Annotated in this window: 24 protein-coding genes; 5 read left to right on the top strand and 19 right to left on the bottom strand. The window is 47.2% G+C overall.

Annotation, left to right across the window (positions count from 1 at the left end; all coding sequences use genetic code 11):
- Positions 1–14: 14 nt before the first annotated feature.
- From ACJJIJ_RS14710 to ACJJIJ_RS14700, 3 genes are all read right to left on the bottom strand, one after another.
- A complete protein-coding gene (locus ACJJIJ_RS14710; protein ID WP_444937744.1) occupies positions 15–2,396 on the bottom strand; it encodes an autotransporter family protein in 2,382 nt (793 codons plus the stop codon).
- Positions 2,397–2,413: 17 nt separating this feature from the next.
- Positions 2,414–3,178, bottom strand: coding sequence for an OmpW/AlkL family protein (locus ACJJIJ_RS14705; RefSeq protein ID WP_444887180.1), 765 nt, complete (start codon positions 3,176–3,178; stop codon positions 2,414–2,416).
- Between the two features lie 253 nt (positions 3,179–3,431).
- Positions 3,432–4,385 carry a LysR family transcriptional regulator gene (locus ACJJIJ_RS14700; protein WP_444937743.1) on the bottom strand — a complete coding sequence of 318 codons (954 nt, stop codon included), beginning with the start codon at positions 4,383–4,385 and terminating at the stop codon, positions 3,432–3,434.
- A 114-nt stretch (positions 4,386–4,499) separates the two neighbouring features.
- On the opposite strand from ACJJIJ_RS14700, the gene ACJJIJ_RS14695 reads away from it, so the two are divergent.
- From ACJJIJ_RS14695 to ACJJIJ_RS14680, 4 genes are read left to right on the top strand one after another with little or no spacing between them, the layout of a single operon-like run.
- A complete protein-coding gene (locus tag ACJJIJ_RS14695) occupies positions 4,500–4,721 on the top strand; it encodes a hypothetical protein (RefSeq protein ID WP_444937742.1) in 222 nt (73 codons plus the stop codon).
- Positions 4,722–4,723: 2 nt separating this feature from the next.
- Entirely contained in the window at positions 4,724–5,653 is a 930-nt protein-coding gene (locus ACJJIJ_RS14690; protein ID WP_444937741.1) for a sodium-dependent bicarbonate transport family permease, read from the top strand.
- Positions 5,654–5,659: 6 nt separating this feature from the next.
- Positions 5,660–6,151 carry a 5-(carboxyamino)imidazole ribonucleotide mutase gene (gene purE / locus ACJJIJ_RS14685; protein ID WP_286036982.1) on the top strand — a complete coding sequence of 164 codons (492 nt, stop codon included), beginning with the start codon at positions 5,660–5,662 and terminating at the stop codon, positions 6,149–6,151.
- A 5-nt stretch (positions 6,152–6,156) separates the two neighbouring features.
- Complete coding sequence (locus ACJJIJ_RS14680; RefSeq protein WP_444937740.1) at positions 6,157–7,257, top strand: 5-(carboxyamino)imidazole ribonucleotide synthase; 1,101 nt, start codon at positions 6,157–6,159, stop codon at positions 7,255–7,257.
- Between the two features lie 20 nt (positions 7,258–7,277).
- On the opposite strand, the gene mnhG is transcribed toward ACJJIJ_RS14680, so the two are convergent.
- From mnhG to mbhE, 7 genes are read right to left on the bottom strand one after another with little or no spacing between them, the layout of a single operon-like run.
- Positions 7,278–7,628, bottom strand: a complete 351-nt coding sequence (mnhG, locus tag ACJJIJ_RS14675; RefSeq protein WP_444910496.1) for a monovalent cation/H(+) antiporter subunit G — start codon at positions 7,626–7,628, stop codon at positions 7,278–7,280.
- Positions 7,609–7,944, bottom strand: coding sequence for a cation:proton antiporter (locus ACJJIJ_RS14670; RefSeq protein ID WP_444910495.1), 336 nt, complete (start codon positions 7,942–7,944; stop codon positions 7,609–7,611). The genes mnhG and ACJJIJ_RS14670 overlap by 20 nt, the downstream gene beginning before the upstream one ends.
- Entirely contained in the window at positions 7,944–8,417 is a 474-nt protein-coding gene (locus ACJJIJ_RS14665; protein ID WP_444937739.1) for a Na+/H+ antiporter subunit E, read from the bottom strand. Before ACJJIJ_RS14665 ends, ACJJIJ_RS14670 begins: the two co-directional genes overlap by 1 nt.
- Positions 8,418–8,419: 2 nt before the next feature.
- Positions 8,420–9,940 (bottom strand): Na+/H+ antiporter subunit D, encoded by a 1,521-nt coding sequence (locus ACJJIJ_RS14660; protein WP_444899844.1) that lies wholly within the window; start codon positions 9,938–9,940, stop codon positions 8,420–8,422.
- Positions 9,937–10,311: a Na+/H+ antiporter subunit C gene (locus ACJJIJ_RS14655; protein WP_252083283.1), complete on the bottom strand. Its 375-nt coding sequence runs from the start codon at positions 10,309–10,311 to the stop codon at positions 9,937–9,939. Before ACJJIJ_RS14655 ends, ACJJIJ_RS14660 begins: the two co-directional genes overlap by 4 nt.
- Position 10,312: 1 nt before the next feature.
- A complete protein-coding gene (locus ACJJIJ_RS14650; RefSeq protein WP_252083282.1) occupies positions 10,313–10,732 on the bottom strand; it encodes a Na+/H+ antiporter subunit B in 420 nt (139 codons plus the stop codon).
- Positions 10,729–13,014, bottom strand: coding sequence for a hydrogen gas-evolving membrane-bound hydrogenase subunit E (gene mbhE, locus ACJJIJ_RS14645; RefSeq protein WP_444937738.1), 2,286 nt, complete (start codon positions 13,012–13,014; stop codon positions 10,729–10,731). Before mbhE ends, ACJJIJ_RS14650 begins: the two co-directional genes overlap by 4 nt.
- Before the next feature lie 508 nt (positions 13,015–13,522).
- Here mbhE and ACJJIJ_RS14640 point away from each other — a divergent pair.
- Complete coding sequence (locus tag ACJJIJ_RS14640; protein ID WP_444937737.1) at positions 13,523–14,665, top strand: flavohemoglobin expression-modulating QEGLA motif protein; 1,143 nt, start codon at positions 13,523–13,525, stop codon at positions 14,663–14,665.
- Between the two features lie 24 nt (positions 14,666–14,689).
- Here ACJJIJ_RS14640 and ACJJIJ_RS14635 read toward each other — a convergent pair whose 3' ends face one another.
- From ACJJIJ_RS14635 to ACJJIJ_RS14595, 9 genes are all read right to left on the bottom strand, one after another.
- Positions 14,690–15,385, bottom strand: a complete 696-nt coding sequence (locus ACJJIJ_RS14635; protein ID WP_444937736.1) for a pirin family protein — start codon at positions 15,383–15,385, stop codon at positions 14,690–14,692.
- A 230-nt stretch (positions 15,386–15,615) separates the two neighbouring features.
- Positions 15,616–16,512 carry a LysR family transcriptional regulator gene (locus tag ACJJIJ_RS14630; protein WP_444937735.1) on the bottom strand — a complete coding sequence of 299 codons (897 nt, stop codon included), beginning with the start codon at positions 16,510–16,512 and terminating at the stop codon, positions 15,616–15,618.
- 632 nt (positions 16,513–17,144) lie between these two features.
- The gene (locus ACJJIJ_RS14625) at positions 17,145–18,116 is read right to left on the bottom strand and encodes a glutathione S-transferase family protein (protein ID WP_444937734.1); all 972 of its coding nucleotides are present in this window, start codon (positions 18,114–18,116) and stop codon (positions 17,145–17,147) included.
- Between the two features lie 78 nt (positions 18,117–18,194).
- Entirely contained in the window at positions 18,195–18,626 is a 432-nt protein-coding gene (locus ACJJIJ_RS14620; RefSeq protein WP_252083276.1) for a DoxX family protein, read from the bottom strand.
- A gap of 165 nt (positions 18,627–18,791) precedes the next feature.
- On the bottom strand, positions 18,792–19,529 hold the full coding sequence (locus ACJJIJ_RS14615) for an OmpW/AlkL family protein (protein ID WP_444937733.1): 738 nt from the start codon (positions 19,527–19,529) through the stop codon (positions 18,792–18,794).
- Between the two features lie 284 nt (positions 19,530–19,813).
- Positions 19,814–21,076, bottom strand: coding sequence for a hypothetical protein (locus tag ACJJIJ_RS14610; protein ID WP_444937732.1), 1,263 nt, complete (start codon positions 21,074–21,076; stop codon positions 19,814–19,816).
- Positions 21,077–21,121: 45 nt separating this feature from the next.
- Complete coding sequence (locus ACJJIJ_RS14605) at positions 21,122–22,006, bottom strand: hypothetical protein (protein WP_444937731.1); 885 nt, start codon at positions 22,004–22,006, stop codon at positions 21,122–21,124.
- A 330-nt stretch (positions 22,007–22,336) separates the two neighbouring features.
- On the bottom strand, positions 22,337–22,873 hold the full coding sequence (locus tag ACJJIJ_RS14600; protein ID WP_444937730.1) for a hypothetical protein: 537 nt from the start codon (positions 22,871–22,873) through the stop codon (positions 22,337–22,339).
- 244 nt (positions 22,874–23,117) lie between these two features.
- Positions 23,118–26,138 carry a DUF2339 domain-containing protein gene (locus ACJJIJ_RS14595; protein ID WP_444937729.1) on the bottom strand — a complete coding sequence of 1,007 codons (3,021 nt, stop codon included), beginning with the start codon at positions 26,136–26,138 and terminating at the stop codon, positions 23,118–23,120.
- Between the last annotated feature and the right edge of the window lie 131 nt (positions 26,139–26,269).

The raw sequence follows: 26,269 nt of genomic DNA, 5'->3' as shown, positions 1-26,269 counted from the left end.
TGAGAAGCTAGAGTCTACCATTTATAACGAAACCCAAGCTCTAGCCCTCCTACAAAACTGTCCCCAATACTCTCCAGGCCGCTGCTGAAAAATAATTCAGTATAGATGGAACAGTGGTCCCCACATTCCTCATAACTAGCCCCCATTCTTAAGTCTGCATACCAAAAATCTGGTTTTTGGTAGAGGCGGGCCCCAGAAACGACTAAGTCAGTTTCCTGGTTGAGATTTAGAGTGACCCCGGGAGTTACATAGTAACCAAAGCGCTCCAGAGGTAGGGAACCGTACATATTTCTACTTGATTTACGCTGGCTTTTGCGCTTTTCAAAAGTGGTTCCTAGGCGCAATAAAAACCCATTATTATTAATGTCTCCTACTTTTACAGCGTAGGTATCTTCGAAATCCTCTGCTTCCTCAGAAGTATAAATAAGTTGTGCATGGGGGGTAATAGAATAATAATCATAGAGCTTGAAGCTCCACCCTCCTTCTACAGAAAATCCATAACCATAGCCCTCACTGCTATTGCGAAGAGCACGTAGGTCTTCTGCGTCGAAGTTAAAGTCAAACCAACTTAGCTTAAACTGAGTATCCAGGTACAGGCCTTGGTAGCCATACCAGGTTAAATAGCTACTGACGCCATATGTTTTGGCATCTATATTGCCATCACCAAAAAATGATTCTACTGTATTTCTTGAATCGCCATAGTGCAAAGCCAAACTAACAATAGGTGTGGTGTCAAGAATTAATAGGTTGAGAGGAAAGTCGATACCAAACTGAAATTGATAATAAGTTTGATCCCAACTTGCCCAGGTGGTGGACTCTTTGGGAGTTGTAGTTATATAGCGTGCGCCATTACGTAGCCATAGTCCCTTGCGATCAATAGCGGTTTCCAATGAACTGGTGTAATCGGTGTTATAGACGTCCCGATAACTGCTACCAACCCAATAACGATTGCCTACACGACTCCGCAATGTGGAGGGGATATTTAAAGAGCGCAGCACTTGCGGAAGGGTTTCATACATTACCGCAGCGGGCTGCCAGCGAATCATACCGCCTTTGGGAAGGCGACTTGAATTACTTACTGTAGAACGTAGATACCAATTGCCATCCTCATTTCCAGTTTCGTCACTGTGGTGTAGGGTATAGGCGTATGCTCCACCAATAGTTGCTGGTTGCTCATCCTTGGTAATGTAGTCGCCGTTTAAAATAAAGGCATCTTCAGTAGAGTCACCCTCAATAGAAATTAGTTTTATTCCATTGTCTTGGGTGCGTGCGCCAGTGCCGTTGCGATTATAAACGGTTACATAAGTTGATCCGCTGGTATCCCCTCTGATGATTAGCTGGTCACTGCCGGCAGAACTGTCATTGAGTGCTACATCTAACCACAGGCGTCCGTTTTCGCCGCTATAGTGTCCATACTTATTATCACTATTTTTTTGAATGATTAGAGTGTTGAATTCTTTATTCGCAAGATCGATAGTGCCGTCGTTAGCTACGCTGCCGGTAATTTTATACTCTTTGGCATCTATAAAAGTTTGGCCGCCCCATTTGATGTGTAACCCCAATGGATTGTTTTCAGCGTCTTGGCCGCCGCCAACATTTAAACTGCCCGTTAAAATAATTTTTGAACTACCCCAAACAACAACACGTTCCCAGTTGGTTAGTTTGTTGCCATCCACACGATAGTCTAGCTTGAAAATCAGTGTGTCGATATTCCCATCTTCTGCACTGAGGTCATCACCACCATTTAAAATTGCATCACCCTCGAAAGAATAGGAGTCAATGACTAAGGTATCTGATCCATTACCACCGCGTATCTCATTGCTAATTCCCTCATCCCAATGGATGTAATCATCTCCCCCACCGGCATCCAGGTAATTAAAAATGAAACCTCCATCCAGAATAATTTGGTCGTTACCTTCGCCGCCCCAAACATGAAAGGTGAGTCCGTCTAAAATTTGGATATCATCGTCACCAGCTCCGCCATAAATCCCCCCGCCATTAAGGTAGTTACCAATGTCGCTATTGCGATTATCCAGTACGATTAGATCGTTTCCATTTCCGCCAAAGACAGAATCTTTAACTATTGCCCCTTTCACATGAATGGCATCGTCGCCTTCGCCACCGAAGACGCTATTGATAGTGCCGCCATTTAAATCCAAGGTATCATTGCCGCCTAGTGCATCGACATCGGCCTCTTCTGCATCATTATCTTCGTCACAGGTTATTTGATCTGCGCCACTAGTACCCGTATTACTCGGAGTACACTGCGCGATGGCTTTCAAGGGGAAAATAATCGCTAGTGTCAATGCGGGAGAAAAAAGTAAAGCATTAATCCACTGGCGGACGAAATAGTTTGATTTATAGTTTTCCATTGGGGTGTCTGCACTAAGTTTCATTTACAGAGTTCCGCCATTCAGAACTTGGTGCCAATGCCAACATTGATGATCCAGGGGTTGTAATCGAAGTGTGCGTAGAGGCGGTCTGATCCTAACTCTGTGGGGAAGTTAACTGTGGGGTCGGTATCTGATAAGTAGTAAAGAGCCGCCAGATTAATTAACAGAGGATAACGAAATTGACGGAAATCTAGGTTGAAGTCGATACCCCCTTGAAGAGCCCAATCCCAGGAATGTCCCATATTAAGAGCCCCTGGCGCCACTGACATACCTGAGTCCATCAAATATTCATCAAATTGGCGGCTGATAGAAACCGTATGGTAATCGGTATAGTTAATACCGGCGCCTAGATAGGGTCGAAAAAAATAGGATGGATCGAGAAAATACCAGTTAGCAAAGGCGAGAGTGGTCGATACCTTAAAATCCCCCAGTTGAATTTGGCTGCTGCCTGGGTTGCCAGTAAAGTTGTCGAGGGTCACATCATAGGCAGCACTGTTAATGTGCATCAGCTCGAACCCCAAGCGGTCTGAGGGGCGCCATACTCCGGAAATTTGCCAAGTTTGTGCTGTGTCTATTTCCCAGGTCGAATTATATAAGTCCCATTGTTGTAATACCCGGTATTTCAGTGAAGTTCCGGCATCATTGGGAGCAACATAACTGAGCCCGAAGCGAACTATAAATTCACCCCAGTCAATGTTGCGCCAATCTTCCTGGGCTTTAACACTGATTGTGCTTGTGGCTAAAAGGAATATAAAGAGTCTGAAAATTATTCCCTGGATTTTCATCGTTATACCTTTCTGTGAAAATCGATGACGGCCGGCGTCATTTATTGTTTCCCGTTACATTTAGATAACTGGTGATTTTGGACTCACCAATAGGTATCCCAAAAGTAGCAGGATTCGGCCGGTGCAGAGTAAATTTGACGAGTATTAAATCGGGATTTTTTGGTGGAAGATTGGCTATCACCCAATAGGTTTAACCTGTGTGCGGAGTTAGCCAATTAAAATACTGAATTTTTCTGTACTTTTACATTATGGATTATTGACTGGGAGATAGAGGCCAAGCGATACCGCTCTCTACCGGTACCGTCTCAAGGTTGCGGGCATACTCAAGGAATCCTGCGGCGGCAGGAGATAATGGACGGGACTTTCGCCTGGCCAGATACCAATGGGTAATAATTGGCAGTGATTCCACTTCTAAAATTGACAGGCCGGAATGGCCGCCAAATGCGAGAGTATGTTCGGAGAGAATAGATACCCCGAGCCCTGACATTACAGCGTGCTTTATCGCTTCATTACTTTCGATGGTCATGCGAATATTGAGGTCGATATGTCTCTCTTGTAGGAAACGCTCAATGGCGTGACGGGTTCCAGAGCCCTCCTCGCGCCGCAGGAAGGGACCGCTGGCAAACTCTTCAAGGGGAATCTTTTTTCTACCTGCTAGCGGGTGCTTCTCCGGTGCTATGGCCAACAGTCGATTGGGCAGAAATTCCACCAATTCCAGGTCAGGGTTTTTGGGAGGGTGGCTGAACACATAAAAATCATCCTCATCCTCACTGGTGTAGTCGATGATCTGCCGACGATTACCCACGCGAAAGAGAATATCCAACTTTGGATGCTGCTCGTAAAATTCGCCAATCAGGTGGGGAATAAAATATTTGGCGGTAGTGACGACTGCCAGTTGTAAACGCCCTGTTCCAAGACCGCGCAGTCTGGCTAGCTTTAATTCCAGATATTCATAGCTCTTGAGGATTTCTCGGGCACTGTCCACCAGAGTCTGTCCGGCTTCAGTGAATTGCAATTGTTTACCTACGGCGTAGTAGAGGGGCAAGCCTACGGCAACAGACAACTTGGCCAACTGCATGGATACACTGGGCTGAGTCAGATGCAGCGCTTTTGCGGCGCCACTGATACTGCGGTGTTCATATACTGTAAGTAAAACCTCCAACTGCCTGACAGTGCCGATGCGGGAGTGAGCTCTGCTGGATAACATGATTTTTCTTGTTCATAGATAAAAGATGATAGTTAGCATAATCATTATCTATTTTTATCTATTGGTCTACCTAGGGATAATGCGCCCACTTCAATCCATGGGAGGGGCCCCTGCATGCACAAGTCACAACTTTACTTTGGTACCTTGGTAGGACTGTTAGTTATGTCCATTGGATGGATATTGGCGCTGGTTGGTATTGATGCCGCCGCACTAATGGTGGTGGGGCTGGTGGTGGTGCTTGCCAATGTGGGGTACGGGCTAATGAAGCGTGTTCCCCAGAAAATTCGACTACCCCTATCTGAACTCCGTGATCGCTCCAAGCGCGGGAAGCACTGATCATGCAGCTGGATGTTGTAGTTGGTTTCTTCATCCTTGGGGCTCTGGCGCAGCTGGTACGTAGTGATTTACGCCTGCCCACCGGTCTCTACCAAAGCTGTGTGATCTTTCTGCTGCTGGCTATAGGGCTCAAGGGTGGGGCGGCGCTCAGTACTTATTCCGCTTCCACCCTGATTCCTCAATCTCTCGCAATTTTGGCCTTTGGTGCACTGCTTCCTTTGTTGGCCTTCCCGCTTCTCTATTGGATAGGCAAATGGAGTCGGCTGGATGCAGCGGCTACTGCAGCCCACTACGGGTCGGTCAGTGTCGCCACCTATGCTGTGGCGGTGGCCCTGTTGGAGGCGAAGGGCATCGAATACGAAGCCTATTTCCCCTTATTTGTGGCCTTACTGGAAGTTCCGGCTATTGTGGTGGGAATTCTCCTTGCGCGGAAGTCGATGCAGAACAGCAATAAGGGGCGCCTGGCCCATGAGTTGACCTGCAATCAGGGGGTTCTTCTCCTGCTTGGCGGGATCGCCATTGGGGCCTGGGCCGGTGAGCGTACAGCAGCAGTCATGCCTTTTTTTGGTCAGTTATTTCACGGTGTGCTGGCTCTTTTTCTGCTGGAAATGGGGAGAGTCGCGGCGGCGCGACTCGCAGATGTGCGCGGGCAGGGTGCGTTCTTGCTGAGTTTTGGTATATTTATGCCCCTGCTAGGCGGTGCAGCCGGGGGTGCCCTGGGAGCATTACTGGGGTTGTCGGCGGGAGGAATTTTCCTGCTGGCAGTACTCGGTAGCAGCGCCTCCTATATTGCGGTGCCCGCAGCTATGTCTGTGGCTCTGCCGCAGGCCAATGCCAGCGTGTCCATCACACTGTCCCTGGCGATAACGTTCCCTTTCAATGTCCTGGTGGCGATTCCCGTCTACCTGGCGTTTGTTCAACATTGGAGTTAGCCGCAAGTGAAATCACTGCCCTTTGAAAAAGTCACCATCGTTATGGGGTCGCGATCGGATTGGCCCACCATGGCCAATGCCACCAAACCCTTGAACGAGCTGGAGGTTCCTTTTGCCACTGCGGTTGTGTCCGCTCACAGAACCCCCCAGCGTCTGGTGGAATTCGCCAGTGAAGCCCACAAAAACGGCACCCAGGTGATTATTGCCGGAGCTGGTGGCTCTGCCCACCTGCCGGGAATGATTGCCGCTATGAGCCCGCTGCCAGTGATTGCCGTGCCTGTTGAAAGCCGTTTTATGACCGGAATGGATAGCCTTCTTTCCATCGTGCAGATGCCCAAAGGTATCGCCGTAGCTACCCAGGCGGTAGGTGCCTCTGGGGCTTATAACGCGGGCCTGATGGCGGCACAGATGCTCTCCCTGGGCGATGCTGAACTACAGGAGCGACTGATCGCTTGGCGCGAGCGTCAAACTGACCAGGTTCCGCTAACGGTGGAGTGAAGTCAGTGAGTGAAGTAACCAGACATATCGCTATTGTCGGCTGCGGGCAGCTGGCGCAGATGATGGCACAAGAGGGTAAGCCCCTCGGTATTACATTTAGTTTCCTGGCGGAGAAGGGCGAGGACGCGGGTTGTGTTGAAGGTCTCGGCACAATAGTCAGGCTGGATGAGGCGGGCAGTGGCGAGGATTTATTTCAGGCACTTGGTTGCCCTGAGGTGATTACCGCCGAGCGTGAGCAGGTGGATGTGGCGCTGTTGAGAGCGTTGCAACGCTTCTGTCCCGTTTACCCAGATCCCCATGTTTTTGAGAAAGCCCAACACCGCTTGAGAGAGAAGCGGGCACTTACTGAGAGTGGTCTTCCGGTTGCGCCTTTTATGCCGGCGCAGGGGCGCGATGAATTACTGAATGCCTTGGATAAGCTCGGTTATCCAGCGTTTATCAAGAGCTGTGAAAATGGCTATGACGGTAAGAACCAGTGGCGGGTGAAAGATGCAGCAGAGCTGCAGGAAGCCATAGAAGAGGCCAAAGATCTGCCCTGCGTGGTGGAAGCCTCGGTAGATTTTTCCTGTGAGGTTTCCCTGATCGGTGCCCGCTCTGTTTCAGGGGAAGTAAAGACTTACCCACTAACTGAGAACCTGCATCGCCAAGGTACGCTGTTACTCTCCAAGGCGCCTTATCAGGATGAGCAATTATTGGCCAGTGCCCGTGCCTATTTGCAAAAGCTGATGGATGACTGGGACTATGTGGGCGTACTCTCAGTGGAGTGCTTTGTCACCAGTGAAGGCTTGCTGGTGAATGAAATTGCGCCACGGGTCCACAATAGCGGTCACTGGACTTTAGTGGGTGCGGACACCAGCCAATTTGCCAATCACCTACGTGCGATATTGGATATGCCACTGGGTGACACCGAGTGCCCACGACCCGCTGCCATGGTCAATATGCTTGGTGTGGATCGAGCGCCAACAGGCAAGAATGAGGGCGTTTGGCTCTACGGCAAGACGCTCCGTCCCGGGCGTAAGATGGGCCATGTGATCCTGGTGGATGACAGTTCAGAAGAGCTGGCTCAGCGCTGTGAGGCAATGATTGCCGATCTCTATCAGCAGTAACTAACTCACCTGGGCAGGATCTACTTTAAGTCCCTCTTCGGGTTTTTGAAGCGGGGACTGGCGGTCCTGCCTCGCCACATAGGGGTGCCTACCCGATAGGCCGCTCGCGCAATCATATGCACCCCGATGGGCACAGTGAAGAGCAAAAATAGTAGCGCCGCCACTGCGCGTGCGGTTACCTGGGTATCGTGGAACATTGCGGCTACGCCCCCCAGTAACAGTCCGCAGCACAGGGTGGCGGCTTTGCCCGAAGTGCTCATGCGAGTGTAGAAATCCGGCATTCGTAACAAACCCAAAGCCGCACTAAAACCGAATAGGCTGCCCACTAGCAAAAGGGTAGCAATAAAAACCTCATCGAATACCACTGCCACTTCCCTCTTGCAATACGGTCTTTTTTCCGCTTTTCTCGATAAAGCGGGCGAAGGCGACACTCACCAGGAAGGCTACCAGTGCCAGGGCAATGGCCGCACTCAGATAGGCTGGCTCTCCCGAGGCAATCGCTAACAGAGCGCAATAGGCTACTGCAAGAATATTCAGCACATCGAGGGCTACAACCCGGTCTGCCAGTGTTGGACCGAGAAAAATTCGCATAAAACACATGGCCAGAGCCAGTAATAAAATGAGTGATGAGACATTAATGGCCGCTACGATTAGCGGCGCGTTGATATCAACGATAGTACTGTGCATCAGGAAAACGCCTCCCGCACGCGTTTCTCAAATCCCAGATGAATTTCCTCACGAAAAATATCTGGGTCATCAACGAACATAGTGTGTACTAAAAATCCAGAGTTATCCGGAGTGATTTCCAGAACTACCGTTCCCGGTGTGAGTGATATTAAATTCGCCAGTATAAAAATCTGGGTTTGATCGGTTATTTCTAGAGGTAGCCGCACTACCTGTGGACGGCTTTGTAATTTTGGTGAGAACACCTCCAAGACTGCACGTAAACTTGAAAGTACCAGTTCCTGTAGAAAAAAACTGCCTAGGCGGATTAGACGAGGTAGACGCTGGAAGTACTTGGTTCCCTCAGGGATCTTGGGCGAAACCCGCAATGCCAGATAACCGACAAAATAACCAAAACAAAAGTTTGTCAGTGTCGCATTACCGGTCAGGGCCGACCAGCTAATGGCCAATATTAAATTGAGTAAAAATACGCGCATAATCAGTGGTTCCCCGCGTATTGGGTTTCCATTCCCAGTACGGCCTCAATGTAATCACTTGGATTCAACAATTCCCCTGCCGCGGCCAGTGAGTAGTCGATTAAAGGGCCCGGTACCAGCCCGAGCACTAGAGTGATCAGGGCTAGTAATGCCACCGGCAATAGGCGCTGGTAGCGCTCCTGCTGGGGAATATTCTTTAAACTCTGACAATAGTCCTTCGGGTGATCCTTTAAAAAAGCTTCCGCCCAAATTTTGCTCATGGAAAACAGGGTCAGGGCCCCGGTAATTAAGGCCACAGCCACAACCCAGTAAGCGTCTAGATCTAGGCTTGCCTTCAATAGCAATAGTTTGGCCCAGAAACCCGACAACGGTGGAAAACCGGCCAGGCTGAAGGCGGCGATAAAGAAAAAAACAGAAAGCAGTGGACTGGCCCGATAGAGGCCTCCAATCTGGCTTAATTCGTAACTGCCTGTTAGGCGTTTAGCAGTTCCACTGATAAGAAATAGATTGGTTTTGGCGACGATATTATGAATGGTATAAAAGATCGCTCCGGCCAATGCCAGTGGTGTATCGAGCGCCAAGCCCAATACCAAGAAGCCAATCTGGCTGATGATATGGAATGCGAGAATTTTACGAAACTCATAATGTGCCGCTGCGCCCAATACGCCGGTGAGCATGGTCAATAATGCAGTACCCAGCAAAATAGTGTGGGGGAACTCCAGCTCACTGGGAAAAATAAGAGTGAAGGTGCGGATTAAAGCGTAAACCCCTACCTTTGTAAGTAGGCCGGCAAAAACTGCGGTCACTGTGACAGGTGGTGCATGATAAGAGGCGGGCAGCCAAAAAAATAATGGAAAAATGGCAGCTTTAATACCAAAGGCACAGATAAATAACACCGCCAGAGCAGAAACAGCAGTGGGGTTATCCACAGTGGTTAAAGAGACATGCAGCTGGGCCATGTTCAAGGTGCCTGTTAGCCCATAGGTCATGCCGATAGAGGTCAGCATTAGCAATGTGGAAACTAGATTAAGTGCTACATATTTAATTCCGCCATCCAGTTGAATACGATCTCCACCAAGCACCAGCAATGCGAAAGAGGCAATCAGCATCACCTCAAACCAGACATACAGGTTGAATAAATCTCCAGTAATAAAACTACCGCAAACTCCAGCCAGTAATAACTGGAAGAAACTATGAAAGCCCAGTTTAACCCGGTATTTCCTGATATCAGACAGGGAAAAGACCGATACACAGAATCCAACGATACCGCTAATCAGTAGCATAATGGCGCTCAGCCGATCTGCGACTAGAGTGATACCGAATGGCGCAGCCCAATCTCCCATCTGTGCCGCACGGGTGCCGCCTGTTTCCACCAAGTACAGAATGATAAAGGTCACACCGAGTAGAAGTGTGCAGCCAAAGACAGAAATAGCACCACACAGGCGCTTTCGCCCTCGCGCTGGAAAAGTGGCGAGTGCGGTAAGGATTGGTACTAAGAAGGGTAGGGCCAGTAACCAGCTCAAGGGGATTTATCCCTCTTGGGCAAAACCGGCTCGGCAATACGCATCGAATCCACATCCAGGGTGCCGAGTACTTTATAGGCCTGAGCAATCAGGGCCAGAGCAAAGGCCAGTAGGCCAAATCCAATCACAATGGCGGTAAGGATTAATGCCTGAGGCAAGGGGTTGGAAATTGGCCCAGGAGCAACTTCCATGCCTTTTGGAATTAGGGGAGGGGCGGCGCGAGTGACGCGCCCCGCGACAAATATTGCCAAGTTGGCGGCATTACTAATGAGTATCAGCCCAAAAAGATAATGTAGTAAATTTCTGGCCAACATCAGGTAGACACCGGTAGCGATCAGAATGCCAACAACGAGAGCGAGTGGACCTTCCATCTTAGTTGGACTCCTCCAGGGCAAAAATCAGGGTCAGCACAGCGCCGAGTACTGCGAAATAAACCCCGATATCAAAAATCAGTACATTGCTAATAGTGATTCCGCCAGTATTTTTACCACCGGTAATCTGCAGCCACTGTCCTGAGAATGGCGCTTCACCAGAAAAAAGGCCCAGCATTCCGGAAACTGCGGCGATGAGTACACCGCTCGCAGCCAAAGTGCTCGGGGGAATCTTTAGGGCACTCTGTGCGGACTCCATGCCCCAAGCGATGGCAAATAAGGCAAATGCGGAGGCGGCGATCAAGCCAGCAATAAATCCTCCTCCTGGATAATTGTGCCCACGCAGTAACATATAGATAGAGAACAATAGAATCAGAGCTACCAGTACTCGGGTTGCGGTTTGAAGTATCAGCGAATTCATTGCTTACCTCGCCGTAATTGATGGCCGAGTAGGGTGACTGCAGCCACAGCCGCAGTAAAGACCACAATAATTTCTCCAAATGTGTCCAGTGCTCGAAAGTCCACCAAAATGACGTTGACGATATTGCGGCCATGGGCTTCCGGAACCGATGCTTTCTCAAAAAACTCGGTGGTTGGGCTCTCTAGAGGTGTCTGTAGTACCGCCAGTAGGCTGAAGGTGACCAGTAGACCTAAAACCGCGCTGAGGGTGGCATCTCGTGGGCGGAACAATACCTTGCGACCGGGATTAAATACCGGTAGGCGCGGCAGGATTGCCGCAACCAATACCAGGTAAAGGGTTTCCACTAGCAGCTGGGTGATCGCCACATCCGGTGCGCCAAGAAATAAGTAGATCAGGGCAATTCCCACTCCTAGGGCTCCCAGGGCACAGATGGCAATAAGTGGCTTGCGCGCCGAGCCCGCCATATAGGCCCCTCCCACGGTCAATAACAGGGCGGCCCATTCCTTTAGGTTGAGGCGTGGCCAAGCGTATTCCATAGGAAATTGTCCACTGCGTATCAGGGCATAAGCGAGGGCCAGGGACACAGTGACAAAAATTACTGTTAGGTAACGCCGCATAATACCGTTTTGTAGTATACGGGTTTGTAGTGCGGCAAAGGCTTTGAGTAAATCCAGAGATTTATCCCACAACTGATCGGCATTGGTGGGCGCATGTTTGAAATCCCAGGCCAACCAAGCACGCATGCGCCGTAAGCCCAGATACATGGTGACTCCTAAAACAAAAGTGAGAATACTCATCAGCAGGGGAATATTAATGCCGTGCCATAACTTAAGTTTAATGGTCTCTGGGATTCCCAGAATTGCGCTCAGTGCCGGTTCAACCAAGCCGCCACCAACAAGATCTGGCGCCATACCGAAAGTAAGGCCCAAGCCACTCAAAATTAACGGGCTAATCCACATGCCCAGTGGTGCTTCTTGAACATTGGATATATGTTGCGGCTTTTTTTTCCAGAACGGTTTGATCGCCACCATTCCCGCTACGGTTACCGTGACGGCATTGACAAAAACCGCCACTGTGGCAACCAGCGCCGGTTCTGAGGCCACTGCTAAAGCGCCTTCATATTTAAGCTCTTTGCCGATAAATCCTAAAAAAGGTGGAAACCCGGCCATGGAGAGAGCCGCTGCTGAAGCCGCAATCACAGTAATTTGCATTGAGTGGCCGAGTCCGCCCAGTTTGTTGAGATTGCGTGTGCCGGCCTGTTTGTCGATAATGCCCACCACCATAAACAGCGCCGCTTTGTAGAAAGAGTGCACGATAAGAAAGGTAATGGCAGCGGCCACAGCAGCTGAGGCATCGGAGCCCAGGAACATGGTCAGGGTACCTAGCGCAATCAGGGTGGTATACGCCAGGGCCAACTTCAGATCGGTTTGTCGCAGCGCCGCCAAGGCCGCAACCGCTGCCGTAGCGGCACCCGTACAGGTTAAAATCCATTCCCAATACTCGGTATGCGCTAACACTGGATGCATACGCGCGAGCAAGTAAATTCCAGCTTTTACCATGGTGGCTGAGTGAAGATAGGCACTTACTGGAGTAGGGGCGGCCATAGCATTGGGCAGCCAGAAATGAAAGGGCAGCTGTGCAGACTTACAAAAGGCGCCTATTAATATCAGTATTAAGATCGGTAAATAAAGAGGGCTTGCTCGTACAGTTTCACCGGTGGCCAATACCTGGACTAAATCGAAACTCTCTGCCAGAGAGGCGAGTAGTAGCAACCCAACGAGTAGGCACAACCCACCTAGTGTAGTGACCAGCAAGGCTTGTAAAGCAGAGCGACGTGCAATGGCGCTGGTGTTGTTATAGCTAATTAGTAGATAGCTGGAAATGGTTGTTATTTCCCAAAAAACAAATAGGGTAATTAAGTCTCCCGCCAGAACCAAACCCAGCATACCCACCATAAAAAGGTAGAGGTAAAAGTAAAATCGGCGCAAATCGATGTCGCCGCGCATATAAGCGGCAGCATAGATGGTAACAAAAATTCCAATGCCACTAATTAACAGGGCAAAAAGGAAGCTCAGGCCATCGACATAAAAACGCAGGTCAATTCCCAGTGCTTCAACCCAGGTAACGCCAAAGGAGAATTCCTTACCGGCTGAAATATCCGGCATATGCACCATTAAGATAATGGTGAAAATAGTCGGAAGCACAGGTGAGAGTAGGGATATCCATCTCCCTGGCGTAGCCTGATCGATTTTGCGACCTTCCGTGTCGCCCACTGCGCCCATCAATACATCCCCGATTGCCTCGATCTATTTTAGGAGGGAATTGGCAATAGAGCTGGCGCGGAATCTTAGTATCGAGATTATTATGTTGCTGTCGATTGGAATACTGTTCAATTGATACGAATCGAATTGAATGGAAATTACGACTAGCTACCTCTATATATACTTTTTAGGAGTGTTTTTGCCAAAAGTAATTGTCAATCAGCTAGTTGGAAATAATTTTTATTAGAATCGCTTAAAAACCTGGATAGGGTATCCGTCAATTACCGAATCTGAGGTATTTAGGGGCTCAAGCTAAATATCTTGGTGAGTGTCGGTTTGTTCGACTAAGAAATTTATCTTACTTAGAGTCAGATGTTCTTCTGAGGGGATGAATTTGCGCCATATTGCATAAATAGAAGTAGGATAATAATTTGATGGTAGAATACCTGCTATTTAGAGACTTCCTGAGTAGTTGAGCAAGATAAGAATTTCACTAATTTTATAAATAATATGCTTAAAGGATGCAACTATGGATCGGTCACTTAACGAACATCCTGAGCTAAAGATCCTAGATCAAGATTTATTTGAGTTGGTGCGTGGGGTGGAAATTCTTGCGGCAATTGAGCCAAAAAATTTTCGGGCGATGAAAGAAGAGTTTTTCTCGAAGAAGTTTTCCATTAATCCTCGGTTTGTATACCGTGAACAAAAAATGGACATATTTCAGCGCAAACGGCTGCTTTATGCCCTTCCAGTTGAATCCCTGTCAGATGAGGATCTGACTCAGCTATATAGCGATATCATCGAATCTTATGTCGATAAATTGGATCAGTTTCGCTTTGTGGGAACGGATGATTTTGTTTATAACTCCTTGCGTTACTTTGGAGAGCCCACAGATAAGGATGTAAATAATGCCAATTTTATTCTGCACTTGCCTGATGATTTGGAATCTAGTGATGATCGGTTTCTGAATGCTAGTGAGATGATGCAGTATCTCAGTGACTTCGCTAATAGACAAGGCTATAGCTACGATATTTGCATCGATGATCATATGATTGCCAATGCTTTGGTGGCTGGTAGTACGATTAAAATCAACTCCCATGCCAATATTTCGGAGACTGAGGTATCTGCGCTGGCTCACCACGAGCTGGGGGTTCACCTGGTTACCACTCTTAACGCCCGTAGCCAGACGTTAAAAATTCTAGAGTTGGGTTGCCCTGTCAATACAACTACTCAGGAAGGCTTGGCGATTCTGTGTGAGTACCTGGCTGGATACCTCACTCTGCCAAGACTAAAAGTATTGGCCTTGCGGGTGGTTGCGGTGCAATCCATGTTACAAGAGAGGGATTTTAAACGTACTTTTATCCTGCTCAAAGAAAAATATCAGGTGGAGGAAAATCTGGCCTTTACGATTACTACCAGAGTCTATCGAGGTGGCGGCTTCACCAAGGATTATCTTTATCTACAAGGTTTTCATCTGATGTTAAATGCCCTGGAAAACTGTAAGGATTTTAATAACCTTATGACCGGTAAGGTATCAGTCGAATATCTGCCTCTTGTTTCTCGGTTGATTGATAAAGGCTATCTGCATGCACCACATTTTATCAGCCCTGCGATAAAAGAATCGCAGTCTATTGATCCCGTTAAGCGGTTTATTGCCCATGCGATTAAATAATTTTTTAGAGAATCTTACCTAGATTCAGTTGGCTGGTAGGTCAAACCACAGGGCCGTGATGCTATTCTTTATCGCTTTCAGTTGTACTTGTTTCTTGAATAAACCCAGGCCATCCCCTGAGGCCAGTATAGATTTATCATTTATACTGGCCTCACCTTCAATGACATGTAAGTAGCCGGGCCGCTCATGGGTTTGTATTGTAATGCTTTCTCCGGTATTTAATTGCAAACGGTATAGACTGGTATCCTGATGTATGGAGAGTGTGTTTCCGCTTCCATCGGGGGTGATAAGCGCAGTCAGCTTATCCCGTTGTGGGATTGACTGCTGTTCGTAACTGGGTTTTATGCCTCGGCGATTCGGTTCAATCCAGATTTGTAAAAATTTAAGCTGCTCCGTTTTTGAGTGGTTGTATTCCGAGTGAGTGATGCCGGTTCCCGCACTCATCCTCTGAATCTCTCCAGCTGATACGACCAAACGATTACCCTCACTGTCTTTATGTTCAATCGCACCCTGCAAAATGTAGGATATAATCTCCATATCCCGATGGCCATGAGTATCAAATCCTGCACCAGGTATAACGGTGTCATCATTGATAACACGCAGTACAGAAAACCCCATATGATTAGGGTCGTAATAATGCCCAAAAGAAAAGCTATGTCTACTATCTAGCCAGCCAAAACGGGCTCTACCACGTGCTTGTGAGGGTCTGTAATAATACATAGCCTGATCCCTATTAATAAGATTGGTTGTGATGATAGGGCTATGATAGATAATGGTTACGAAAACAAACATTGGATAAAAACGGACAAGTAATTCGCCTTAATCGAATGAATGGCCTCCAACTTAACATTCGTCTATCCCATCTTCCCATGCTAAAAAAGAGAAAGCGATAAAGAAATATGGATCTATGGAGAAGAAAGGAAGCAGGAAAAAATGAAGAATAAGCACTATTACTCAGAGGCTGGCATCTCCAGGGTTAGTAGGCGCAGTTCTCCAATAAATTCCCGAGCCACAGGTCCAAGCTTATCCTGGTCCTTGAAGTTTATATAAAAACTGGTGGAACGTGTCCCGCCTTTTTTTAAGCGAAGCAGTTTCAGAGTCCCATCATTGAGTGAGTCAACCACCAGTGGCATAGGCAGCCAGGCAAACCCCATGCCCTGGGTGATTAAATCTAGAGATGCACGCAAACTACCCACCTTCCAGCGTTGCTCTGCTCCTAGCCAGCCTGAATCCCGGTTTGTTTGAATCGCCGAATCCCGCACAATAATCTGCCGATAGGATTTTAGATCCTCAAATGTTAACTCACGGTCAAACTGGAGTAGTGGATGTGCATTGTGAGCCACGGCCACAAATTTGATACGGCAGATTTCATCGTTGAGGCTGTCATCCATGGTAAAGGCCGAAAGGCCCAGGTCTACGAGTCCTTCCTGAATCAATTCGTTGGTACCGGATAAAACAGTATCCACAATATCAATATTGACCTGAGGGTAGACCCCAGACACTTTCTCTAAAGCCTGGAAGACTACCTTCTGTGGAAAGGCTCCATCTACCGCAATGCGTAACTCCGATTCCACCCCTTCACTCAGGCTATCTGCAATAGCCTCAATACGAGATACCTCTTCCAGTAGGAACTTGCCACGACGCAGCATTAATCGACCAGCTTCAGTAAGTACTACCTTACGCCCCGATACTTCAAACAGCTTAACACCGAGTGACGCTTCCAAGTTCGTTACCGCATGGTGAATACTGGATTGGCTCTTGTGAACCATCGAGGCTGCCTGATTAAAACCGCCAGCATCTACAACGGCCTTAAACATCCGCCATTGCTCAAGGGTGGTCTTTTGCATGAGTTTTCCCTCTCCTGAGAGCCATTTCAGAAAGGCTACTTTATTCCTCGACTACACAGAATGATAGTGAAAATTATAGGTGGTACTCCTGTGAAGATTTTAAAGTAATTGTTTCTCCCGCTTGGTAAGGCGCTATGAAAAAGAAAAAAGTCGGTATCTCCTTGTGTTGTATCTTTACACTTGTTGTCCCAGGGAGGAGATAATGAGTGAATTAGCGGTTTTTTTTGAATTCATCAAAGCTAGTCGGATGAGAAGCAAGATAAGCTCTGATTCGAGTATGGTATTGCTCGTGTCACTTCTGAAACAAATATAGAGAAAAGTTGAATACGCTTCTATTGATATTGAAAAAGTTTGTTGCTTTACCGTAATGGTATTGGCTAAATCTCAACGTCTTATATTCCCTGTTCAGAGACGTATATATATTCTCTGGCATATTAATCTTTGTATTCCGTACATGGAAAATCTCGAGATTAACTTGCTCAGTAATTAACTCTGTGAGTTGTAAACTATTGTGATGTGGTTTATCTGCAAACAGACTCACGCTTTAAGACCCCAAAGTAAAAAGGAGGCCGCGTTGCGGCCACTGTAAGGATATGTGGATAAGTGTGCAGTAACGGCTTTTTGGGCTAGGCTTAAGCCCGATTGTGAGGGGTGGTGTAATCGATATCCGGTCCCACTGGAACTATCTGAGTTGGATTGATCATTGTGTGACTAAAGTAGTAATGCCGCTTGATATGGTGAAAGTTCACGGTCTCTGCAACTCCGGGCCACTGGTATAGTTCGCGTACATAATTGCTGAGGTTGGGGTAATCCTCAAGGCGTTGACGATTACACTTGAAGTGTCCGTGATAGACGGAATCAAAGCGTATTAGGGTAGTAAATAACCGCCAGTCGGCCTCAGTGATTTTTTCTCCTACTAGATAGCGCTTTTGACCTAAAATATTCTCTACCCGATCCAGGGCATCAAATAAATTTGTATAGGCTTCTTTATAAGCTTCCTGAGTGGTGGCAAAACCGCTTCGGTATACGCCGTTGTTGATATTTTCGTATACTAGTTCATTGATGGTATCAATTTCTGTTTGTTTTTCCTCAGGGGAAAAGTTCTGCGTATCCCCGCTAATTTCATTAAATGCTTGATTAAACATACGGATAATTTCTGAAGATTCATTGCTGACAATACAATTTTGCAGCTTATCCCAAAGTACTGGCACAGTAACGCGACCAGTGTAATCAGCTTTATTACGTGTATATAACTGATGCAAGAACTGATAGCCAAATAGCGAATCACCACTGCTGCCCTCATCGGTATTAAAACTCCAACCATGTTCCAGCATATCCGGGCTGACTACAGAAACACTGATGTGCTCCTCCAGTTTTTTTAACTTGCGGAAAATTAAGGTTCGATGAGCCCAGGGGCAAGCCAGAGATACATATAAATGGTAACGCCCGGATTCCGCCTTAAAGCCACCTCTACCACTGGGGCCTGCGCTGCCATCACGGGTAATCCAATTGCGCAGTTGAGCAGCTTCTCGCTTAAACGATCCGCTGGAATCTTTGGTGTCATACCACTGGTCTTTCCATTGGCCGTTGACTAATAGTCCCATGTTTCTCTCCTGAATCAGTGTTTGTGATAATCGGCCCTGAGGTAGCCAGGGCGAGATAAAAGTATGTTGGCTAAATTATCAAATGGTATTTTTACGCTTATCGATGCTTAAGCGACCGGCGCCATGAGCGGCCAGTACCAGGAAGCCGCCAGCCATGGCCATGTTTTTAAAGAACATCAAAAATTGCATCTGATCGGCTAAGTTATGGTGATACAAGGCCGCGGTTAGCAGGCTGAATGCCGCAAATGCCAGGGCGGTAAGGCGAACATGGAAGCCGACGATCAATGCCAGGGCTCCGCCAATCTCAAATAAGATTACCAGTGGCAGAAGGAATTCTGGCAGGCCGCCCATAGCCAAGTACTGGGCGCTGCCCTCATAGTTCTGAAGCTTATTCACTCCCGCTAGTATAAAGATTGCTGCCAGGCCGATACGCCCACTGAGGTCGGCGATGTCTGCAAACAGATTCGAGTTTGTACTTGTCTGGACTGTGGATAAAGTAGAAGTGGTCATAGGGACGCTCCTCAAAATGTGAATAAGTGGATAACACTGGGTTTTGGCTAAGTAGTCGATGTCTTTAAGGAGCAGTTTAGTGATATTTAATAGAATGAAAATTGGTATAAATAGGCTTATTCATTCTAATAAATAGAAAGAAGGGGCTGCGATGTGCTGAACACCTCAGAAGTGGTAACCGATACCCAGGGAGTAAACAAATGGGTCTATATCCACATTCACCCGAATGTGAGAGCTGTCATCAGCTCCAGAGTGAAAATGGATCTTTGCCTTGGTATCAATATCCAGATACCAAATAGCCGCGTTAAACAACCAGCGGCTCTCCCTGCCAAAGGCGACATCTATACCAACCTCCCCGGCAAGTCCCCAGGAGTTGTCCAGCTTGAGTCTTGCTCGTGATTCGGCTCCGAGTACTGTCTCAAAGTAGTTCTGGGCTACACGGTTGATATGCTCGCTGAAAAAATGGGTGTAATTTACTCCAACACCAATATATGGCTGCACCCAGGATTCTGTACATACCGGGTACCACTGCAACGTGAGGGTAGGAGGTAGGTGTTTGATATCCCCCAGGCGAACCCTGCCCAGAGGCTCCCCAGTATTCGGGTCTGGCAGGCCACTCACCTTAAGGTCGTGTTTGAATGGCAGTGCAGCCAACAGCTCCAGCCCCCAGTGATCGGCGAATAACCAGGTGCCCGTAAAGCTCACGGAGTAACCAGTATCCACGTAAACTCGTGTATCAGGCAGTATGGTGCCATTTAGGCGCAGATTGTCGGAATCGTCATTGGGAGCTACTGCAGCGGCGCCAACACGAACTATAAAGTCTCCTTTTTGGTAATCTGCTATTGCCAGGCAACTGGTTAATAAGGTGGCAAAGAGTGTTATTGCCTGTCTGAGCCGTATCATCTCTCACTTCCCTGAAAGTCCATCTGAGAAAGGGGGCTTTCAATGAGTGTAGACTTTAAAAAATTACTTATTTAGATATGTTTTTAAGTAGATGAATTGACTACTTCTAGTTAAGATTTAATAGAGTGGGTGGGATTTTGTACAGGTGATTTAAAGAATAGATACTTATTAGATCAAATATCTGAAGTATCTATTAAATTTCAATAAATGGTGCCTGCCAAGGCGGGCACCAATAAAATCCTAGATTTACCCTACTAAATAGTAGGGTGATTATCGTTCTAGTCTTAGCCAGATAACTGCTCTAGCAGATCTTTATCACTCTCGTACCAATATTCATTGCCGCGACCAAAGGTACTACTTGCGGTTGCTCTTATCGCTCGGTAGTGATCGTTCCATTTGGTGAACTGGGACTGGGCAAAAACATAAACGGCGGCAACTGACGCACCCGCAGTAGCGATAGTTATAGAATTAGTATTAGTCATAGCGGCGCCAAATGACTCCCCCATTAGTTCACCCTGTTTTTGAAGGTAATAGACACCTGACTTTTTACTTACCGTTGTCGCAAAACCAATTGCCATAGCCGTTGCTCCGATTTTTTTGATCTCTCCCCAGGAGTTGCGCCATGCCCCAGTTGTTTTGAAATTTCGTGTATTGATATTTTTATTTACATAGGTAAGACCAACGACACTACAAAGCTTTTCAATCTTATCGGGATTTGCGCCCACTGGGTTGGAAAGGAAGATCTTCTGACCAGCCATTTTCATACGCAATCCGCGCACGATTTCTTCATCCTTCGCCGCAAAACGGCTTAAAGAGGGGGCAGTCTGCAAGATTTCCAACGCTCGCTGGAGGGTTTTGGCACCCTCACCGTGTACTAACCAGTTGACTGACTCACGGGCATCAGCGGCCTGTTGTATCAGAGAGGTCAGACCATCGACAGATGGCAATGCACCGTGCTCTCCTTTGTTAATCCAGTAGAGGGAGTAATGATTGTCAACTTTGGTAATATCTCTGGGAAGTATCTCCGTTCCGCCATAAGCTTTTTCAATATGCTTAATTAGTATGCGGCCGGCTGAATTATTTGATCCGAATTTGCCGCTCACTGCAGCATAGTGTGCACCATTCCATTTATGTTTATGCTGCATCTTATCCAGGGGAATACTATTTGTTTTCCAGGTGTTTCCATCATGTCGAACTTTGTAAACTCCTGTTGTTTGACTTCCTGTATTAGGTTGTAAAGAATCATCATAGTGGAGTTTATGGATCAGAACATCGCCATTATCAATAAAGTATTCAATGGCCATACCATGGCGTACTAGGTAGCGAATAGTTCCAGCTCCATTGGCACTCTGGCTACTGCCAGTATCGGCATTTAAGCTTATTAGTGCTCGTAGCAGGGTGGCAGAATAGTAATTAGTTTGCGCTTCCTGTTTTACTTTTTCATACATCGGGTAATGGGCATTGTTGACATAAACATCACGGCCCTGTTTTGTCCCCATAGGAGCCATTTCAATTATTTTGGTCCAACCGGCACGAAATGCTGGCATAAGATCTCCTTATCATAGTTCTAAACTAAATCGCAAATAAATTAATCAGGGATTAAAATTTGGTGGCGGTGTTCCTTTTTTGACCACAACAAAAGAGTCTTCGCCAACTCTACTATTACCCTTGCGAATTTTATGGTAAACCCAGGGTTCCGGATCGCGGGCCTGACTAAATCTTGCTTCTGGGAATTGTCGCTTAATTTCTTCTTTTCGTTTTTGCATAGCCGGGCTCAACTTTAAATTTAGCGTTGAGTAAGTATTCGTCATTAAATTTTCCATTGCGGCAATACTATAAGTGGCAGGGGCATAACCTAATGCGCTGAAGTTGACATCAATGAAATATTGGTCATCTATCGGAGCATAGAGTTGCGTGTCGTACACAGCTTCGCTAAAGGGATTCTCTCGTAGTTCTAGTTCGCTACATTTAGGATGTGCCTCACAGTACAGCCAGTTTATGCCATTTATGTTTTTTGAATGCCATTTGATAGGGGCTGCTTTGGGGATCATGTCGATTTCAGGGGGGCCGTAATGAAAATATAGATCCTTTAAAATCACCTGTTCAAGGTGGCTTGGATTAAAGCAACTCATACTTTCAGGTAGATCATCTACCCGATAAACCCTAATTGATATTGTTAAAAAACCATATTCTCTGGAAATCCAGGGAGGTCCATAAAAACCCCAGTTGCGTTTTAAAATGGACTGCCCTGGCATTCTTCCCTCTTGGTACCATTTGCCGCGACTTAGATCGTCATAGGCTTCCCGGTTATAGATATCAATGCGGGGGCCATAATATTCCTCATTAATATCGGCCACGCTGTTGGGGGGCAGTGAGATACTAAAGTGGCTGCCGGACAGGTTGGCAGTCAGTGTTTCAAGTTTGTCCCGATTTGGTACAAATGGCTTTTTTCTGGAGGCAAAGAGGCGTTCAAACATAGACTTGGTGGTTCCTATCCACAACGCTAGCGCTTACGGGATTTTGGCCGCCGTATTATAGTGCTGGCTATTTATTGTAAAGTGCAAACTACTTCACGTTTTTATTGTGAGGGAGTTCCTTTTTGCGGTACGTTCGTGCAGTAAGCGGGCAGGTTATGGATCAAGTATCGTTGGTGGGGAATAGTTTCTGTGAAATTTGGTAGATGAGTACCGTTTATCTTTTTGTTCTTTCATTTTTGACTGCTCGCCTCCGAAGTGTAACCAATGTTTCAATTGACTTATAAAGCCAAATAAAGGTGCCTATTTTATTCGCCAATAAAATAGGCACCTTTACTCCTGCTCACCAACTGAATTTGATTGGTGCTGAATTAAGGATAGCTTTAGCAGAAGCCAGGTATGGTAAGTGATTCCCAAGAGGTACATCATTATGCCGAGTGCAATGAGAATACCTGCTGGGATAAAGGCGTCGCTTTGTTTTAGCAAGCTGGAAAAATACTGGTAGTCAAAAATATTACCCTCAGTAGATAGTTGAAAAATAAATAGGAAAAAATAGCTATACCAAATATTTGAGTTGATTTTGGAAAGGTGTTTTTTTTGCAGTTCAGATATGAAAGGTTTTCCGGTATGTAGGTATCGTATGCGATAAATAATGCAGGCTGAACAAGAAATAAATAAAAATGCAAGAAAACTGGTTGCAAAAATGGTGTTGGCATTTTGCATGTTTAGGTTGGATAGGTAGTGGAGATCAAAAATGTCGCCTTCGGTGTACACTTGATAGATAAATAAAGTTAAATATATATAGCTAATATTTAAGAGAATCTTTTCAAGATGTTCTCTTGTAGGCTTTGAGATTGATACTTTTCTCATGGTTCTACAAATTTTTATTCTGTTTAATCCATTGGTTGATTTTCAGCCAATCGTAATAATAACAATCAGCTGATTGTCTAGGGTGATGAAGGCTAAAGTTCTCTGTCTTTGGGCTTAGTGCTCAATTTTTCAGTACGCGACCGTGATCCTACCTGAAATTGGTGGCTTGTTTAACTTGTCACTGGGTGATCAAATAATGGGTTATTTGATCACCACAAAGATTGGAAGATAAATTAGAATTTATTTAACTTCTTGCTGTTAAAACTTTCTGATACTGAAACGCCGCTCCCAGCATGCACAGCCCCACCAACATACAGACCACAATTTTCTGTATCAGAGAAAAGTCCTGCATATCCCAAAGCACAATTTTAAGTGCGGCAATGCTGTACAAAATAAGTGAAAGTTTCAGTAACTTTTTGGTATCAGGTTTTAGGGTTTGGAATAGTAGCAGTGTTGCATGCACCACCAAGGCAAATGATATTGCCGGCAGCCACATGGTTTCCAGCACTTGGGCCAGCAGCGCAATATAAGCTGGGATGGCTGTAAGGTGCAGCACCCACAGGTTAAACAGCCTGCGGCCGGGCCATACGGCTCTATTGGCGAAAAAGCGCTGATAAACCAACAGTGAAGCGATTCCCAGGGCCACCAGGTTATACAGCCCCAACACTGGCGCCTTGGCGGCATTGGCAATGACGGCAGCAACTTGTAACAAGGTAATAAACTCAAACAGGCGCAGACTTAGCATATAAAGCGGGGTCAACTGGTTGCGCAGTGGCGCTAATTGGGGTTTAAAAATATACAGACCGGCGAAGTACAGCTGGCATAGTAAAAGTGCCAGTGCAAAGTCACGGCTTAGCGCGTAGCTAATAATAAGTAGCGTTGCCGCAAGATAGTAAAAGGCCAATGGAAAGAGTGGCTTAAGTGCCCGGTGCAGGGCCAACCGCCAATCCTGGCCGACCGGCTTCCGCCGCAATCCCTGGCCGATCCACAACAGTGCAGCCATTGATATCAGTCCCAACAGCAATCCACTCATGGCAAACCCCTGCCAGTTGGCGAATTCCTGCAGGGCACAACTGATTATTGCTACAAGGCTTGCGCCTGGGATTAAGATGCGCAGTTCCTGTTTTAATACCTCAAGCTTTAGGTGTGTATAGAGTGCCAGAGCGATAGCGCCAGACAGCCAAACGGCGATGGGGAAGTAGTCGTTGGCCTTATAAAGTACTGTTGGTAGGAAAAATATTGGCACCAGAGCGTAAAATAGCTTGCGCAAATTGAGTGCCAGAGAGAAGCCAGTGGATTGCATATCCAGGTGTTTATACAGAGCTGCAATCATCCACAAGCTAAGGAAGGCCTCTACACTAGCGATCTTTCCGTAAGGTATTTGATCGTAAAAATGCAAGTTACCCACAATCGATGCACTCGCTAGTAGTGGGATAAACAGCAGTAAGTAATGGCTGAGTCCAAACCATTCACTAAATGCTGAGCCAGTGCGCTTGCCGTGCCAGATTAAAAAGCCCATCGGTAACAAGGCAAGCAGCCACATACCCTGGGGCCAGAGGATGCCAACAGATAGCAGAAAGCTTGCGGATAAAAACACCACAAAAGCGTTATCTGCGAAAGAGGTTAAATGGTGCTCTCTAGGAGTAATCCGATCTGCGCAGTGCTGCAACAGTCGGGCTAATGCAAAGGCAGCCGCACAGAGCGCCAACCAGTTACCCCAACCAGAATCTGCGCTTAATGACAGCAACATTGGTGCGGGAACAACTCCGCCAGCTACCCAGGTCAGAGCTTGCCACAGCATGGTAACGCCAGCCGCAGATAGGGCGATGTAACCCTCGCTTCTTACACTGATAAAACCAAAACGGGCACCGAGAAAAATCAGCAACAATCCCTCTAGACACCAGACAATCCCCAATAAAGCGGGACTGCACAACGCAAGGATCGCCAAGCCTGCCAGTAATCCACCGTGTAGCAGAGCCATACTCTGTACAACACGGGCGGAAATGCTGGTGGCGTTGTAGCCAAATAGCCAGCGTGAATAAATGGCCAGAGCCATCCAGGGTAGAAGGTTCAGCAGCCACACAATGCCCAGTGCGTTACTGTTGGGTGCCAGCGACCAGCTGATGTGGATAAACAGCACCAGGTTTGCGGCAATAATAATCAGGCGTTTCCGTTCCAGCCCCCTGGACTCTATTAATTCAGCGTTTAGACCCCGCAAGGCGTAATGGGCAAAGCCATAAAAGAAGCCGTGTAGTATTAGTAATGGCCCCCAGGTAGATGTAGCCTCATCCAGATTTGAGACGGAAAACTCCAGCATGCCTGCGCTCAGTACCATGGTTACGATCGCAAGCTGTGGCCAGCGTATTTGCCTGGACAAATGCAGCATCGCCAGGGCGAGAGCCAATAAATAGCTGAGATAAACAAGTGCGGAAGGATCAAAATGATTCGTCACCAAAGGCATGGTGGCGCCGCCCAGCAGTGTGACCATGGACACCACACGTGTCTCAAATAATAAAGCCAGTAAGTAAGAGAGCCCCGTTGTCACCACCAACAGGCCGACTCCAACAGGAACTGGCAGCAACTGATAGTAAGGCCCGGCAAAGTATCCACACAGGTAGAGAAGAATCACCCCAAGCGCTATCAGCCCAGAGCCGTAGTCCGCCATATGGGGCATACGCCGGCTGAAAGTCACACCGCCAAGAGTTGTGGCTGCTGCGACAACAAAGCCCAGGGTAACCTTGCCAGCCGGGCCCAAATAGTTATTGAAAGAGAACTGCAGCAAGTAAGCAAAGCCAAAGACCAGTGCCAGTATGCCGGTAGCGGTCATAAAGAATACCGGGGCCTTACCCTGGCGCTGGTAATGGCGATAAAAGTTTGCAAGGGGCTCCCACACGCGATTCAGTGGTTCCAGAGCTGGTGCCACTAGGCTAGCTAATCCCTCCTGCAACCAGGGTGTGACTACTGATACTTTTCTGTTTTCTTGTGGAATTGATTTGGATTCAGCAGACGCGGTTGTAAGGGGTATGTTTGCTGGCTGGGTTGGCTCAATGGTTTGCCGGGACTCAGAGGGGGAGCCCATAAGTAGGGCTAAATCATCCTCTAATCCAATAGTGTTTTCTGACAAGGCATCTTTGTTTTCTGTATTGCCTCGCTTGAGTTGTGCCTCAAGGGCGGAGAGTCGCCTTTCGAAGGTCTCCAGCCGACGCCGGTTGTCACGTTCCAGTAGGGCTAGTTCAGCCCGGAGCGACAGCAGTTCACTTTCCATAACTTGCTCTTATCGTTTTGGTCGAGACTATCCCGTGTCTGTTTTTACAACAAGTCCAGGGGGAGCCTCTGAAAACCCTGTAGGCGGGTCTTGAAGACTACAGCTACTGCGTTGTAGCTCTTGCAAAGGCC

Source organism: Microbulbifer mixtoriginis (SeqCode), from assembly GCF_052467945.1.
The sequence above is the reverse complement of the archived record's forward strand: the minus strand, read 5'-3'. Positions and strand labels throughout refer to the sequence as shown.